Raw genomic sequence first — 15280 nt, 5'->3', positions numbered from 1 at the left:
CGGCGCAATTCTGCCGTGCCCTGCGTCTTCTCTGCGGCGAGCCTCCGGGGCTCTCGCAGACGTTCAACCGTCATGTGAGAGCCCCGGGGTCGTCAGGCGGCAGGCAGACTTACCGTCCCGTAGATCGGGTAGTGATCGGACTTCCCGGCATCGGGGGTGACAGTGCACGACGTGAACTGCGCGGAGTCCGGCGCGAAAATGTAGTCGATCTTGATCTTTCGGCCATCGAGCGGCTTCGTCACCTCGCCGTTCCTCGGGCTCCCGGGCAGGCTCCCTTCGTCACACTCACGGTGCGCCGCGTAGGTGTCGGTCAAGACCGTGTTGGGGCCGTCGGATGCGGTGTAGTCCGGCGGCACGGAGTTGAAGTCACCGCCGAAAACGACCCGGTAACCCTTTTTCTCATAGGCCGCCACGATGGTCTCCATCTCCTTCGCCTGCTTGGTGCGCTCGTACCCGAGCGGGTCGCCGAAGCTGGCCCCGCCCGCGCTGAAGTGGGCATTGCACACCATGACGGCCCGTGAAGGCAGAGCAGCACAAAGGGCCGAACGCTCCTCGAACTCCGAGGTGTCCGGCGAGGGGAGGGCGTGACTCTCGTACCAAGTGTTCTCGTCCGGCACCGCGATGGCCACGCCGTAAGCTCCCCGGTCCGCGTTGTCGGGTGCGGGTCCCATGGCGCACTGTTTTTGGACCGTGGGACCACCTTTCTGGTGGTGGAGGGGAGCGAACCGCACATCCCATCCGCGCCCGGTGCCACCTTCTGCTACAGGTTTTTCGAGCATCCACTCGACGCGCTTGGCGTGCTTCTCGCAGAACTCCTGGAAGAAGATGACATCAGGATCCTTGAGCCGACTCTCGATCTGCTCGGTGAGTTCGGCGTAACCGGCGCGTTCATCGCTCCATCCGCAAGCGGTGTTGTTGTTCGCGCACACGTTCCACGACATCACGTCGAGAGTCGAGGCGGCCGCTGCGCCGGGATTCGGCAGCGGGCCGGCGCCGGCACGGGCGACGGGTTCCAGGACGAACTTCTCCCAGGAGCCGACCGAGCCGGCCCGCGCCCGCAGCAGGCCGTCGCCGGTTTCGCTCAGGTCGGCCGACACGTACTTCGGTGTGGCCGTCGCGTCGTCCGTCTCGCTCACCTTCAACGCAAGGACCCTTGACCCCGCAGGTGATCCCGCCGGCGCTCCGGTGGCGTAGAACACCGGAGTGAACTGCTGCCACTGCCCGAGCCCGGCGCCCCGAGCCCGGAGCATCCCCTTCTGCTCCCCGCCGTAATTGAACTCCGCCGTCAGGAAGAATCCGGTGATCTCCGATCTGAAGCCGATCGTCTGCGCTTTCTGATTGGTGTGCAGCGTGAGCCGCTCCCAGGAGCCGACCGAATCGGCGCGGGCCTGCAGCCGCCACTGCAACTGCGTATCAGTTTCGTTGAGCGCGACGGAGACGTACTTCCCGCTCTGCAGCGACTTCAGGGCCCACTTCTGACCGGCCGATTTAGCGATCGCCTCGGCGTCCTGTGAGACCTCTGCCGCGCCTGCCGATGGCGCGGCAAACACTTGTACTCCGACTAGTACGGCACAAAATGCCGCGAGCAGTCGCAAAAATCGACGCATTCAACCTCTCCCCTATGTGAACACGCGTGCCTATGGCTGGAGCACTCTAAGTGATCGGCTGCCGCCGATGGATGCGAGGTCAGCAGGGAGCGCTCTGCAGGGCGAAGTTGCCCGTCCGGCGTGTGGTGGTGGGGAAGGGCCCCGGCTCCCGGGTCTGCCTGCGGCCTGGTTCGCTCTGTTTCCGGCCGCCGGAGCGGGGCGGTTGTGGCCGCGAATGATGGTCTCTAGGGGTATCTCTCGCTGTTGCGGGTCAAGACCCAGACGTAGTACCAGGGGCTGTCGCGCAGTGTCCGCGGGCTGTTGTCGGCGGCGCTTTGGACGATGCCCCAGATGCCACCCGCTCCGGCGGCCCCGAGGGCGGTGACGGCCGTCTGGAAGGCCGGCCCGTACACGGCGACCAGGCTTGCCCCGATGGTGCCGAGCACGGCGCCCGACACGGCGACGGCCCGCTTGCGCCGCACGGCTGCCATCTGGGACCGCATCCCCCGCACCTCGTCCTCGATGCGGTGTGCGATTTTGATCATCTCGCGTTCGGAGTCGACGGCGTTCAGCGCGGTGTCGATGCCCAGGAGTTCTTGACGTAGAAAGCTCTGGAACGCGGTGTAGGAGGCGAATTCCTGCACGGTGATCTCGCTGAAGTCGGCCATGGTGACGCCGTCGAGAAAGGGAAGGTCCATGGTGAGCACCGGACGGCCCACCTGGCTCTTGAGCGGGTGCGCCCGAACCGCTTCGCTCTCGCCGACGGCCCGTCCCGACTCCAGCAGAAAGTCCAGGGCGCTGGGTACGTTCGCCGAGCGTCCCGCGATGGGGGAGATGGGCTGGCTGCTGAAAGTCGTCTGCCGGGATGTGACGTAGCTGGGCAGATACCAGGCCAGCCCCGCCTTCAGCAGGGGTTCGGCACCGGTCAGCCACGCCCCCAACTCGGCGAGGTCGGGGCAGAGCATGGTGAGGAACTCATCCTCGTCGACCCACTCGGAGCTACCCGTGCCCGGACTGTGACGGGCCGAGCCGACGGGGCCAAGAGGCCGACTGTTGCTCCTGCGGGACAGTCTGCGCACGCGGTGCGCGGGGCCCAGGCGGTGGTGGGAGAGCAAGAGGGTGTCGGAGACGAGGGTGGCCCGCTTGGTGATGTGGTCGAAATTGGAGCTCTCCACGCCGATTCCGACATGGAACGGGGAGCGGGCCAGGCGCTTTTCGTCGCACAGTTCGCGGCTCCGGCGACGGAACAGGTGCTGTCCGTAGGCCAAGGCGACCTGTTCGGGGGAGGCGCGGGTCTCCCGGGGCATGCGGTCGAAGAACGACCGCATGCGTGCGGCGATCACAGGGTTGCCCGGTACCGGGCGGTTTCTCCTGAACACCAGCCACACCCTACGAGGACGGGTAGGAGCTCGGTGGTGTACCCGCTTTCCGCTTGCTCTGCCTAGGGGTCCTAGGTTAAAACTAGGGGTCCTAGTTTGAAGGAGGGGCGATGGTGCGGGCCGGATTGACGGCGCAGCTGGTGACGGTGGCGGGCGCCGAGTTGGCGGACGCGGTCGGGTTCGACCGGGTGAGCATGGCGCGGGTTGCCCAGCGGCTGGGCGTGAAGGACGCGAGCCTGTACGCCCATGTCCGCAACCTGGAGGACTTGCGGGGACGGATCGCGCTCCTGGCGGCGGACGAGAAGACGATCGGTATCGCGGAGGCGATGGCCGGCTTGTCGGGCAGGGACGCTCTGCTGGCCTACGCGAACGCCTGGCGCACTTACGCGCAGCGGCATCCGGGCCGCTACACGGCCACGCAGGCCCCGCTCCAGATCGACCCCGAGCTGGCCGCGACGGCGAACGGGCCGCGGCGCGCGGTCGAGCTGACCTACGGCCTGCTGCGCGGCTACGGACTGGCCGAGCCGGACCTGACCGACGCGGTGCGGCTGCTGCGCAGCACGTTCCACGGGTTCGTCGCCCTGGAGGCCGCGGGTGGATTCGGGCACGCACGTGCGCCGCAGGACTCCTGGACCCGCGCCCTGGACGCCCTGCACACCCTTCTCAAGCACTGGCCCCCGGCCCCGGCCCCGTCCCTTTCCCAGTCCCAGTCCCCGTCCCCAGAAGGAGCCCGACATGAGCACCCCGACCGTCGGCAGCCTGCCCGTGAACGGCGCCACCCTGCACTATGAAGTGCGCGGCCAAGGCCCGCTCGTACTGCTGATCCCCGGAGGAACGGGCGGCGCGTCCTCCCTCGACGCCCTCGCAGCCGACCTGGCCACCGAGTACACCGTGGCGACCTACGACCCGCGCGGCATGTCCCGCAGCACGCTGGAGGATCCCGAGGCCGAGCAGTACGTGGCCGAGCACGCCGATGACGCGCTGCGGATGCTGGATCTGCTCTCACCTGAGGAGCCCGCCCGGGTGTTCGGCGCCAGCTCGGGCGCGATCGTCGCCGTGCACCTGCTCACCACCTGTCCCGAACGTGTGGCGCGCGTCGTGGCGCACGAACCGCCGTTGGTGGAGGTCCTGCCGGACGCCACCGAACATCGCGCGCTCCTGACACGGGTGACGGAGACGCTGCGTACGCAGGGGCTCATGCCGGCGATGGCTGCCTTCGCCGCGGGGCTGCAAAAGGAGGGCGCTCCCTCCCTCCAGCCGCCGGCCGAGGTCAAGCTGCCGCCCCAGGCGGCGGCGCGGGCCGAGCAGACGATGGCCGACCTGCCGTACTTCATCGGGCGCATCGTGCCCAGCTTCATGTCCTACCGGCCCGACCTCCACCGGCTCCGGGCGCTGTCCGACCACCTGGTTTTGGCCTGCGGCGAGAACTCCCGCGGTGAGCTGCCTTACCGCCCGGCCGCGTTCCTGGCCGAGCACCTGGGCATCGAACTGCGGCACTTCCCCGGCGGTCACACCGGACTGACCTCCCACCCCGCCGAGTTCGGCGAACTCCTGCACAAGGCGCTGCGAGCCTGAAATCCCCACGCCGCGGCCAACGAGCCCAGCCCTTGAGCGGAATTCACCGCCCCCGCCCTCTGCTGCTGCCCACCGCCGCGTATGCGGCGCCTCTGCTGCCGCCTGTGCCCCTCTGATTGGGGCGCATCCTGCCGGGTGTTGGGGCTAGCCAGGCACTGCGGGCATGGGGCTCGGTCCGGTGGTGTCTGGGGCGGGATGGGGTGGCACTGGATAGGGTCGGTGCATGTCCAGTCCTGGAGATGTGCCGCCCGAGATGTTGGACCGGTTGCGGTCGATGGTCGGGCGGTTGCCCCAGTCGTACGAGGAACCGGCTTGGATCGGGGTGCGTTGGCGCATTCGGACGCGGACGTTCGCCCATCTCTACACCCCGGACCCGGACCGCCATCCGCTCTATGCCAGGTATGTGAGCGCAGGTCAGGAACCGGTCGTGCTGACGTTTCGGGTGCCGACCGACGATCTGCTGGGCCTGACGGCCGGCGGGTTTCCCTACCTGCGGGCCGGCTGGGGCCATAACGTGGTCGCCGCCGTGCTCGGCGAGCACACCGACTGGACCGAGCTGGCCGAACTGGTCACCGACAGCTACCGCGAGATGGCCCCGAAGTTCCTGGCCGCTCAAGTCGCTCTTCCGCCGGCGGCCAGTTGACCGACACCGGGCCCGCTCTTTCGACCGCGTCACCCCCGAGCCGGCTCCCGCCGAGATCGCAAAGAGCCCCAGCTGGACGGGGGAGACCAGCTGGGGCCGTAAGGGGTGGCCGGCGGAGGGCGGTCGCCTCGCGGCGAAGGGCTCCATGGGGCTTCAGCCGAACGATCGTCCCCATGGGCCAGAGGTGAGGCCCGGGGACCTTGTCCCCTCCGCAGCCACACTCACAAGAACGATGGGCCCTACATGAATGTTCCGGGTCGGCGGCGTCTTCGATGTGAAGTGCGGCACACGCACGGAGGTGTGGGCAGATGGACGTCCGCGGGTCGAGCTGGATACTGGTGCGGTGCTGTTGACGTGGATTGCTGAGGTGGCGGTCGAGCCGCTGGTTCTGGAGCCGACTGACCGGCGGGTGGAGTGGGAGACCAACTCCTGGTCGCTGGGAATGGCGGACGAAGACAGGGGTTCGTTGTCCGTTGCCGAGGTGGTGGCTGCCTTCGAGGGGACTGCTGCCGCCCTCCAGGAACGCATTCGCGATCTGGGTTACTCCGGGGTGGCGACGTTCTACGTGTGGCATGACAGGCAGGCAGGGCAGCTCCGGTGCTCGACTGGTTCTGTGCCCCCGGATGCGTTGCCGTTCAGCGGTGCGTATGTGTCTTGCGACGACCTCGGTCCGGTCGTCCAGGAATTCCTGGCCGAGAGCGAGCCCGGCTTCATCGCCTGGTCGGACCTGGATGACGGGCGGAACCTCCCGGAGCAGACCGCGACCGAGCCGGAGGTCAGGCCCTTCGTCGTCTGGGTCAGCAGTGTCGGAGCCCCACGCGCCCTGGGGAGCCAGGGTGGGTCCAAGAGTGATGGCCGGTGCGGCGGCCACCACCCTTGAACCCGACGGGCGACGGGCGGGTGGGTCAGGCGGCCGTTCCGTCGCCGACCACGCGGGCGAAGCCGAGTTTGTCGACGGCCTGGTAGTAGGTCCAGGCGGTGCCGTCGCAGGTGGTCTTCGTCGCACCGCTGTATCTGGCGCACACGCGTTTGAGGTCTTCGTAGAAGGCGCTGTCGATGCGGGCCTTGTTGGCGTTGAAGGTGCCCGCCTCCTTGTAGTTGCGGTAGCCGAAGTCGTGGCGGGCACAGGCCGTCTTGAAGGGGAAGCCCAGGGGGTTGTCGGGCGAGCTGGAACAGTAGTCGGTGGACCAGTTGAACTGGTACGCGCTCCAGGCCCCCTGGTTGCTGTTGGCCGACGCCCAGGTGTTGTAGCTGCTGGCGCTGGTCTGGGTCCACTGGCTGAGGACCTGCGCCTTGTCGGCGGGCACGGCGGACGCGGGGGCGGCGGCTACGCCTAATCCCAGGGCGAGGGAAGCGGTGGTCACGGCGAGGGTGGTCAGTCGAGCGCGCAAGGAGGCCTCCTGTGAGGGGGGTGACACGTTCGTCTCAACAAGCGCTTTCATGCCCACAGTTGGCGCTTCAATAAACGAGACGTCAGGATGAACTCCCGTTGACCGGACGGGAGTTATTCCGCTCCCTCCAGTCCTCGTCCCCTCTGTCACCGCCACCGCCACTGCCATCGGGTGGTCGGCTCGGGATCACGCAGTGCGGGTCGGCAGTCACCGGCCGAATGTGCGGCGTTGGGGGCGGATCGTCACCTTGCCGTGGGCCTTCTGGCCGGTCAGCTCGACCCGCAGGGTGGTGGGTGTGCCCGGGGGTGTCCGCGGGGCGCGGTGGCGGAGTTTGCAGTGCAGCAGGGTCAGGCCGTCGATGTCGACTTCGATGCCCGGCCGCGTGATCAGCGTCAGGGATTTTCCGGCCATGGCCACGTCGATCCGTAGCGTGTCCTGGGTGATCACGGCTTCGGTGAGGTCGAGTGTCACGTCACACCAAGTCACCGCGAGCTCCAGTCGCCGCGGCAGCACCCAGCGGCCCGTTCGCTTGACCGAGCCGCTGAACGCCTGCTGGATCCGGACGACATCCTTGACCTCTGCGGTCCCTGCCGCTCCTGGGGCCTCTGTCGCGGTGCCGTCAGCAGCGGCCGTACCGGCCGGCAAGTCCGCGGTGAGCGTGGCCAGTTCGTTCAAGGTCCGTGCCGACAGGGCGGTTTCGAGGCGTTCGTCGAGTTCCTCCGCGGTCAGCAGGCCGTCGCCCGCCGCGATGCGCAGCACGTCCACCACGCGGTCCCGGTCGGCGTGAGAGGCCCGCAATTCGGGCGACGGGCCGCCGCCGGAGTGCTTCCCGGTGGGTGAAGTCTCTCCCGGCATGCTTGCGTCCCTTGTCGAAGGTCTCCGCGCGACACGGGCGGCGGCGCGAGTGGAAGACCAACGTTATATCGCGCTACAGGCCCGCCTCGTCACCCTTCGGCCACGGCCGGGCGGACCGAAGCCCCGGCCCTGGCCCTCGGTCACGCGCCGGGGCGTCCCTTCGGCTCCTCGGTCGGCTCACGGTCGGCGATCAGCGCGGTCACCTCGGCCGCGGTCGGGTATACGTACAGTTCACGCAGTGACACCGGGGGCAGCCCGGCCCTGCGCAGCGCTCCGGACAGCCGTACCGCGAGCAGCGAGTTGCCGCCGAAGGCGAAGAAGTCGTCGTCCGGGCCGACGTCCTGGCCGAGAATCTCGCGCCACACCCGAAGCACCCGGTCATCCGTCGGCTGTCCGGCCTCGGCCTCGGCGGCCGGGGAGGTCCGGGCGGCCGGAGTGGCCGGCACCAGCCCGCTCACGTCGACCTTGCCGTTGACGGTCAGCGGCAGCTCGGAGAGCAGCGTGAACGTGGTCGGCACCATGTAGTCGGGCAGGTAGCGCGCTGCCCGACGCCGGATGTCCTCCACGGACACGCCGTCGTGCTTCGGCACCAGGTAGGCATCCAGGCGTACGTCGGCCGCGTCACCGGCGTCGCCGCCGAGCACGACGGTTGCCGCGGTGACGTCCTGATCCTCCAGCAGGACCGAGCGGATCTCGCCGAGTTCGATGCGGAAGCCGCGTACCTTGACCTGGCCGTCGATCCGGCCGAGGTGGTCCAGGCGCCCGTCCGGGCGCAGCCTGCCCAGGTCCCCGCTGCGGTAGACACGCTCCCCGGTGACCGGGTCGGCCACGAAGCGTTCGGCGGTCAGCTCCTTCTGGTTGAGGTAATGGTCGGCGACGCCCGCGCCACCCACGTAGATCTCGCCGGGCACCCCGAAGGGCTGCACGCGGCCCGCGGCGTCCCGTACGGACACGGACCAGCCGGGCAGCGGCCGGCCGACCGAACGGGATCCGGCGCCGACGTCCTGGGGTGTGACGGTCTGGCTGGTGACGTGCACGGTGGTCTCGGTGATGCCGAACATGTTGACCACCCGGCACCGGGTGTGGGGGTGCCCGCGGAACCAGTCCTGAAGGATCCGTACGTCAAGTGGCTCACCACCGAAGACCACCAGACGCACCGCGAGGTCGGCGGCGCTTTGCAGGTCGATCTCCTTGAGCATGGCGAACGCGGACGGGGTCTGGTTCAAGACGGTGACCCGGTGCCGCACCAGGAGGTCGTGGAACTCCTCGGGGTTCCTGGAGACGAAGTACGGCACCACGACCAGGTGCCCTCCGGTCAGCAGCGCGCCCCAGATCTCCCACACCGAGAAGTCGAACGCGCTGGAGTGGAACAGCGTCCAGGTGTCCGAAGGGCCGAGTCGCAGATCGCTGGTGGTCGCCGCGAGCAGCGCGCCGACGTTGCGGTGGGGTACCGCGACCCCCTTGGGCCGCCCGGTGGAGCCGGAGGTGTAGATCACGTAGGCGATGTCGTCCGCGCTCACGCCCGGGTCCGTGATCGGCTCACCGTGGGTGCCGGAGACCTCGCTCGGGTGCAGTACGGTCACCCCGTCGACCACGGGGAAGTCCGCCGCACGGGACAGCACCACGCGGGCGCCGGAGTCGGTCACCGTATGGATGAGCCGTTCCGCCGGATAGGTGAGGTCCATCGGGACATAGGCGGCCCCGGCCTTGAGTACCCCGAGCAGCGCGATCACCAGGTCGGCGTCACGGTCGAGGCACACACCGACCCGGCTCCCCGGCGCGATGCCGTGGGCGCGCAGCGTGCCGGCCACCGCGTCGGACCGGGCGTCCACCTCGGCATAGCTCAGGGTGCGTTCACCGTCGGACAGGGCGGGGGCGTCCGGTTGGCCCGCCGCCACCTTGCGGAACAGTTCGTGGACGGGTGCGACCACCGCGTCGCCCACGGCCGGAGTGCGCCCGGCGGCGATGATGGCGGCGGCCTCTTCGGGGTCCACCAGGTCGATGTCACCGACCGGGGTCCCTGCCGGAGCGAGTGCCAGCGCCTCGACGAGGCGGGCGATGTGCCCGGCGAACTGCCGGGCGACAACCGGGTCCAGCACCCCGGTGTCGTAGTGCAGCACACCGCTCGCGGTGCCGTCCGCGTCGTACTGCCATGCCAGCGTCACCGGGAAGACCGGCGCGAGTGCGGGTCGGTAGAGGTCACCGCGGCGGCCCGGGTACAGCAGGCACCCGACCGCCGGCATGGCGGACGGCGGCTCGCCGCCCGTGGCGCCGATGTGTGCCGCGCCGTCGAGCAGGTCGCTGACGTGTGTGGCGTCCCCGACGGGGAGCGAGACCGTCCGTGGGGTGTCGGCGGCCTCTGGACCACCGGTGATCAGTGCGAAGTCGGCGCGCTCCGTGCCGCCGTAGCGGGCCAGCGCGATGGCGGTGGCCGCCACCAGGACAGCCGGTGTCGCCTCGCCGCTGACCGCCGGGGCGGTCAGCGTGAGGGTGTCGGTCCGGCCCGCTCCGGTCGGATCGCCGAGGCCCCACGGCAGTTCGGGCGGGCCGTTGTGCCGGGGGGCGGAGGCGGCCGTCTGTGCGGGCAGGGTTACGGTCTGTGCCGGGTCGGCCAGGGCGGTGGCCAACTGGTCCAGGGCGCGTCGGTCCACGGCCCGGCGGTGTGCCACAAGGACCAGGTCGGCCGTGCCGTCCGTGTAGCCGAACACCACGGCCCGCGCGATGACCGGGGCGCCGTTGACCGCGCGGCCGGCCTCTCGGGTGCGGCGCTTGTGCGCGACACCGTCATCCGCGTCCACGTGCAGCGTCTCGTCGAACAACTGCACCGCGCGCAGCACTGGATGACGTTCCGTCAGCGTGGTCAGGTTCGCACGCACCGCCGCCGCGTCGGTCCCGGCGGGCAGCCGTCTGATGAGGCTGTGGCAGGCGCGGGCCGGGGCGGCGTCGAACTCGGCGCGGGCGAAGAGCTGACCGCTCGGGTGATCGGCCGCGGAGACCTCCGCGGCCGCTTCGTCGGAGACGGACACACGCACTCCTTTGGGTGAGGCCGGGAGAAGGGTCAGCGGGCGGTGAAGCCGGCATCCACGGGGACCACCGTTCCGGTGACCTTGAGGGAGTCGTCACCGGCGAGCCAGATCGCGGCGCCGGCGACGTCGGCCGGGTCGACCAGTGAGTCGGTGGCCACCGACTCCAGGTAGACGGCTTCCTGTTCCTCGTAGCTGATGCCGAGGGCGTCGGCGACGACCGCGGTCATCTGGCCGTCCACGGTGGGGTCGTCCCGCACCGGGCCCGGGCACAGCGCGTTGACCCGGATGTTCAGCGGTGCGTAATCCAGTGCGGCGGCCTTGGTCAGGCCGACCAGCCCGTGCTTGGAGGCGACGTATCCGGCGAAGTGCCGGTAGCCGACGAGACCGGCCGTCGAGGCGACGTTGACGATGCTGCCCGACCTCTGGGCGATCATGACCGGGGCGACCGCGGCGATCAGGTGCCAGGGCCCGGAGAGGTTGACGTCCAGTACGACCTGCCACTCCTCCTCGGTGAAGTCGTGGGTGGCTTTGCCCGAGGGCGCCCCCACACCCGCGTTGCTGATCAGGGCGTCGATGCGTCCGAAGCGGTCCACCGCGGCCGTGACGGCCGCCGTCACGGCGTTCCGCGAGCGCACGTCGGCCGGGGCGACGAGCACGGCCGCGCCGTTCTTGCGGCACAGCTGCGCGGTCTGCTCCAACTGGTCCGCGGAGCCCAGGGCGTAGGGGATTTCCGGCAGATCGCCTGCGATGTCGATGAGGACGACGTCCGCGCCTTCCTCGGCGGCCCGCACGGCGCATGCCCGGCCGATTCCCCGGGCCGCGCCCGTGATCACGACGGTTTTGTCATGCAGTCCCATGGGTGAGCCCCCTCCCGGACGTGGCGCGGCCGGCGGCGATGGTCTCGGAGATCAGCGCGAGCAACGGCACGGGGTCATCCGCCGGGTACATGTGTCCTCCTGGCATCGCGGTGAGGGAGAAGTCCGCGGTGGTCACGTCCTGCCACTTGGCCACCTCGGCGCGGGAGACGAAGGTGTCGTCGGTGGCGTACACCCCGGTCATCGGGACGTCGAGGGGGGCGCCGTCGCGCGGCCGGTAGCCCTCGTCCATCGCGTAGTCGGCCCGCAGCGTCGGTATCAGCAGCTCGCGTATCTCCGGTACGTCGAAGGCGTCGTACCGGCGCCCGGTGGTCTCCTCGACGTGCGTGAGGAACGCGTCGTCGCTCAGGTGGGACACGTCGCTGACCGGACCGGCGGACGGTGGGCGCGCCGCGCTGATGAACAGGTGCAGCACCTCGTGACGTCCGGTCTCGACGATGCGCCGAGTGAGTTCGTAGGCGAGCACCGCGCCCAGGAAGCAGTGCCCGAAGAGGGCGACGGGGCCCTCTTCGGCCGCATCGAGCGCGGCGGGGAGCAATCCGTCCGCGGCCACGTGCACGTCGCGGTAGGGCGTCGCGTCCAGTTGCCGTTCGCGGCCGGGCAGTTGGAGCGGTGTGGCCACCACCCCCGTCAGGCCCATCTTGTTCCACGGGCGGAAGAAGTTGGCTCCGCCTCCGGCGAACGGAAAGCACAGCAACGGCACGCTGTCGCGCTCCGAAGTCGTCGGCTTGGTCACGGTATTGCCTCCTGGCAAGACTCCCGGGCGACTTGGACGGGCCGTCCGGGGCGGATGGATGGGGGGTGCCGGTGGCCGTGGCTTGGGCGTCGGCAGTCTCGGAACCGCTCAGGTATAGGGGTAGAAGCCGCGGCCGGACTTCTTGCCGAGGAGCCCGGCCTCCACCATCCGGAGCAGGAGAGAGGGCGGAGCGAACTGCGGTTCGCGGAACTCCCGGTGCAGGGACTCGGCGATCGCGACGACGACGTCCAGGCCGATCAGGTCGGTCAGCCGCAAGGGCCCCAGGGGGTGCGAGCAGCCGAGCGTCATGCCCTGGTCGATCACTTCTGCCGTGGCGACGCCGGACTCGACCATCCTGACCGCGCTCAGCAGGTAGGGGATGAGCAGCGCGTTGACCACGAAGCCGGACCGGTCCCGTGCGCGGATCGGTGACTTGCCGAGGGTGACTTCGAGGAACTCGGTCATCCGCCGCAGCGTGCTCTCCTCGGTCCGCAGTGAACCGATCAGCTCCACCAGCGGCATGGCCGGCACCGGATTGAAGAAGTGCGCCCCGACCACCTGCCCCGGCCTGCTGGTGACCGCGGCCAGGCGGGTGATCGGGATCGACGAGGTGTTCGACGCGAGGATGGCGTCCGGGGACTCCACGATCTTGTCCAACGCCACGAACAGCTCGGACTTGTCGTCCTCGTCCTCCCGGATCGCCTCCACCACGAGGTCACGGTCGGTCAGCTCGTCGAGGTCGTCGGTGAACGTGATGCGTGCCAGCGCGGCATCCCGGTCGGTTTCGGAGACGTGGCCGCGGGTCACGGCCCGCTCCAGCGAGGCGGTCAGCCGCCCGCGCCCGGCGGAGACGGCCGCGGGCCCGGACACCACGACCCTGACGTCCAGGTCGGCCCGGCCGCAGAGGTGGGCGATACCGGACCCCATCACTCCGCAGCCGACGATTCCCACCCGGTGGATGCCGCCGGGCAGGCCGGTGGCGCCGGTCGTGCCGGCTTCTTCCGCTCTCCCCTGGACGGCTACAGCGTCGTGCTCGGTCACGGTCGAGTCCCTCCTGGTCAGCCGGTGGGCCCGGCGGCGACCGGGGTCGGGTGGGCGGACGGGGTCGGGTGGGACGGGTCCCACAGCGGGGTGAGCCGGTCCGCGCCGAGCCGGTCGCGCAACGCGGGATCGGTGACGCCGAGCCCGGTGCGCGGGGCCAGGCACAGCACGCCGACCTTGCCGGTGTGCCGGTTCTTCTGCACCAGCCGGGCGGCCTCGCCGATCTCGTCGAGCGGGTACACCGTCGAGAGCGCGGGCACGAGCATGCCCAGCTGCACCAGTCGGTTGCACTCCTGGAGCTCCTGCCAGTTGGCCGCGTGACTGCCGATGATCCGTTTGAGGTTCATCCACAGGTAGCGGTTGTCGTACTGGTGCTGGTAACCGGTGCTCGATCCGCAGGTGATGACCGTGCCGCCCTTGCGCACCACGAACACCGAGATGCCGAAGGTGGCGGCGCCGACGTAGTCGAACACCACGTGCGGGTCCTCGCCGACCTCTGCCCTGATCCGCTTGCCGAGCTGCTTGCCCAGGGCGATGGCCTCGTGGGGATCCGGTACATGGTGGCCCAGGCCGATGTCGTTGCGGTTGATGACCACGTCACAGCCCAGCCGGCGCAGGGCGCTTGCCTTCGCGTCGGAGCTGACCACACCGATCGGGATGCCGCCGCCCGCCTTCACCAGCTGCACCGCGTAGGCGCCGAGGCCGCCGGTGGCCCCCCAGATCAGCACGATGTCGCCCTGCTTGATGCGTGCGCCACGGTCGCTGACCAGCATGCGGTAGGCGGTGCTGCCGCACAGCGGCACGGACGCGGCTTCCTCCCAGGTCAGGTGGGTGGGCTTGGGCACGAGCTGGTTGACCCGTACGACCGTGTAGTGGGCCAGGCCGCCGAAGTTGGTCTCGAAGCCCCACACGCGCTGCTCCCTGCCGAGCATTCCGTCGGCGTGGGTCGCGGGCTCCTGGTCGTCGACGTACGACGGTGAGACGACCACGTGGTCACCGACGCGCCAGTGCCGCACGCCCGTACCGACGCGCACGATCACGCCCGCGCCGTCCGAGCCGAGCACGTGCTGCGGCCGGTCGTGCCGGGCGGCGTACCCGCCCTGGCGGCTGAACCGGCGCAGGAAGTCGAAGGTGGGCAGCGGTTCGAAGGTCGCCGACCAGACGGTGTTGTAGTTGACGGAGCTGGCCATGACCGCGACCAGCGCCTCGTCCGGCGCCAGTTCCGGCATCGGCACCCGGCCGACCCGCAGCGAGCGGCGTACGTCTTTGTCCGGGGCGTCGCCGAACATGCCGGTGTCCTCCGCGTGCACATACGCGGCCCGGTACTCGCCCGGCACTTCCTCCCGGATCAGTTCGTCAGGCGAAGCACCCGCGAGCGCGGCTTCGGCCAATGCGTCCATCAGGAATTCCTTTGCCCTCGTTACGGCGCAAGCGCGGTCGCCGCTGCGTTACGGAGTTCGGCAGGGATGGGGCTCTTCCGGCATCTCTCCGATCGGGACACCAGGCCTTGGCGGGCACCCGCACAGACCGCAATCAACAGCGCGCTCTCCCGAGCGCTTTGGTGCGATGAGATGGGGCGAATCCGCATTCGAGTAAGCCCTGTTATGGGCCACTGGTCGGCCATCGTGGCACAGAACCCCAGAGGGACACAGGCCTGGGCGGACGGTCGGGAGGCCGGTAATTCTACGGTCCTTGCGGCCTCGGCGGCCGAGTCCTAGCGTGGCGTCAGCATTCCAGGGCGGCTGCGGATGCCGGGTGTCCTGTCGACGGGACGACGCCGATGCGCGAACCGGTGCGCGACCCTGTTGATTTCCCCTTTCGATACGCGCTGACGATTGAGGATGGTGGCAATGAGCACGAACCCTTTCGACGATGAGAACGGCCACTTCTACGTCCTGACCAACGACGAGGACCAGCACTCCCTGTGGCCGGTGTTCGCCGAGGTGCCCGCAGGCTGGCGGGTGGTCTTCGGCGAGGCGGCCAGGTCCGAGTGCCTGGAGTACGTCGAGCGGCACTGGACCGATCTGCGTCCCAGGAGCCTGCGGGAGGCCATGGCGGCGGACTGACGGTCCGTGGACCGGCGCCGGCGGAGGCCACCACGCTCACCATCGAACGGTCCGCGGGCCGGCCGGCCCGCCACGACGGCTCGCCCGTCCGGCCACCTCCACATCGG

The 15280-nt window shown here is 69.6% G+C and carries 14 protein-coding genes; 5 read left to right on the top strand and 9 right to left on the bottom strand.

What is annotated here, in order from left to right:
* Positions 1 to 92: 92 nt before the first annotated feature.
* Positions 93 to 1550 carry an endonuclease/exonuclease/phosphatase family protein gene (locus QBL25_RS02230; RefSeq protein ID WP_409055242.1) on the bottom strand — a complete coding sequence of 486 codons (1458 nt, stop codon included), beginning with the start codon at positions 1548 to 1550 and terminating at the stop codon, positions 93 to 95.
* A gap of 281 nt (positions 1551 to 1831) precedes the next feature.
* Complete coding sequence (locus QBL25_RS02225) at positions 1832 to 2965, bottom strand: hypothetical protein (RefSeq protein ID WP_409055241.1); 1134 nt, start codon at positions 2963 to 2965, stop codon at positions 1832 to 1834.
* 110 nt (positions 2966 to 3075) lie between these two features.
* On the opposite strand from QBL25_RS02225, the gene QBL25_RS02220 reads away from it, so the two are divergent.
* From QBL25_RS02220 to QBL25_RS02205, 4 genes are all read left to right on the top strand, one after another.
* A complete protein-coding gene (locus QBL25_RS02220) occupies positions 3076 to 3756 on the top strand; it encodes a TetR/AcrR family transcriptional regulator (RefSeq protein WP_409055240.1) in 681 nt (226 codons plus the stop codon).
* Positions 3701 to 4540 (top strand): alpha/beta fold hydrolase, encoded by an 840-nt coding sequence (locus QBL25_RS02215; RefSeq protein WP_409055239.1) that lies wholly within the window; start codon positions 3701 to 3703, stop codon positions 4538 to 4540. Before QBL25_RS02220 ends, QBL25_RS02215 begins: the two co-directional genes overlap by 56 nt.
* Positions 4541 to 4763: 223 nt before the next feature.
* The gene (locus tag QBL25_RS02210; RefSeq protein WP_409055238.1) at positions 4764 to 5183 is read left to right on the top strand and encodes an MmcQ/YjbR family DNA-binding protein; all 420 of its coding nucleotides are present in this window, start codon (positions 4764 to 4766) and stop codon (positions 5181 to 5183) included.
* 247 nt (positions 5184 to 5430) lie between these two features.
* Entirely contained in the window at positions 5431 to 6063 is a 633-nt protein-coding gene (locus tag QBL25_RS02205; protein ID WP_409055237.1) for a hypothetical protein, read from the top strand.
* Positions 6064 to 6088: 25 nt separating this feature from the next.
* On the opposite strand, the gene QBL25_RS02200 is transcribed toward QBL25_RS02205, so the two are convergent.
* From QBL25_RS02200 to ccrA, 7 genes are all read right to left on the bottom strand, one after another.
* Entirely contained in the window at positions 6089 to 6574 is a 486-nt protein-coding gene (locus QBL25_RS02200; protein WP_409055236.1) for a phospholipase, read from the bottom strand.
* A gap of 207 nt (positions 6575 to 6781) precedes the next feature.
* Positions 6782 to 7429 carry a DUF1707 domain-containing protein gene (locus QBL25_RS02195; RefSeq protein ID WP_409055235.1) on the bottom strand — a complete coding sequence of 216 codons (648 nt, stop codon included), beginning with the start codon at positions 7427 to 7429 and terminating at the stop codon, positions 6782 to 6784.
* A 140-nt stretch (positions 7430 to 7569) separates the two neighbouring features.
* The gene (locus tag QBL25_RS02190) at positions 7570 to 10455 is read right to left on the bottom strand and encodes a non-ribosomal peptide synthetase (RefSeq protein WP_409055234.1); all 2886 of its coding nucleotides are present in this window, start codon (positions 10453 to 10455) and stop codon (positions 7570 to 7572) included.
* Positions 10456 to 10487: 32 nt separating this feature from the next.
* Entirely contained in the window at positions 10488 to 11312 is an 825-nt protein-coding gene (locus QBL25_RS02185; protein ID WP_409055233.1) for an SDR family NAD(P)-dependent oxidoreductase, read from the bottom strand.
* A complete protein-coding gene (locus QBL25_RS02180) occupies positions 11299 to 12066 on the bottom strand; it encodes a thioesterase II family protein (protein ID WP_409055232.1) in 768 nt (255 codons plus the stop codon). The genes QBL25_RS02185 and QBL25_RS02180 overlap by 14 nt, the downstream gene beginning before the upstream one ends.
* Before the next feature lie 108 nt (positions 12067 to 12174).
* Entirely contained in the window at positions 12175 to 13038 is an 864-nt protein-coding gene (locus tag QBL25_RS02175; protein WP_409062519.1) for a 3-hydroxybutyryl-CoA dehydrogenase, read from the bottom strand.
* 86 nt (positions 13039 to 13124) lie between these two features.
* A complete protein-coding gene (ccrA, locus tag QBL25_RS02170; RefSeq protein ID WP_409055231.1) occupies positions 13125 to 14507 on the bottom strand; it encodes a crotonyl-CoA carboxylase/reductase in 1383 nt (460 codons plus the stop codon).
* Positions 14508 to 14957: 450 nt separating this feature from the next.
* Here ccrA and QBL25_RS02165 point away from each other — a divergent pair, with 450 nt between their 5' ends.
* Positions 14958 to 15173, top strand: coding sequence for an MbtH family protein (locus QBL25_RS02165; RefSeq protein ID WP_409055230.1), 216 nt, complete (start codon positions 14958 to 14960; stop codon positions 15171 to 15173).
* The last annotated feature ends 107 nt before the right edge of the window (positions 15174 to 15280 follow it).

This window comes from Streptomyces sp. SYP-A7185, assembly GCF_046103685.1.
GTDB lineage: Bacteria > Actinomycetota > Actinomycetes > Streptomycetales > Streptomycetaceae > Streptomyces.
This window is presented reverse-complemented; position numbering and strand designations above follow the sequence as displayed.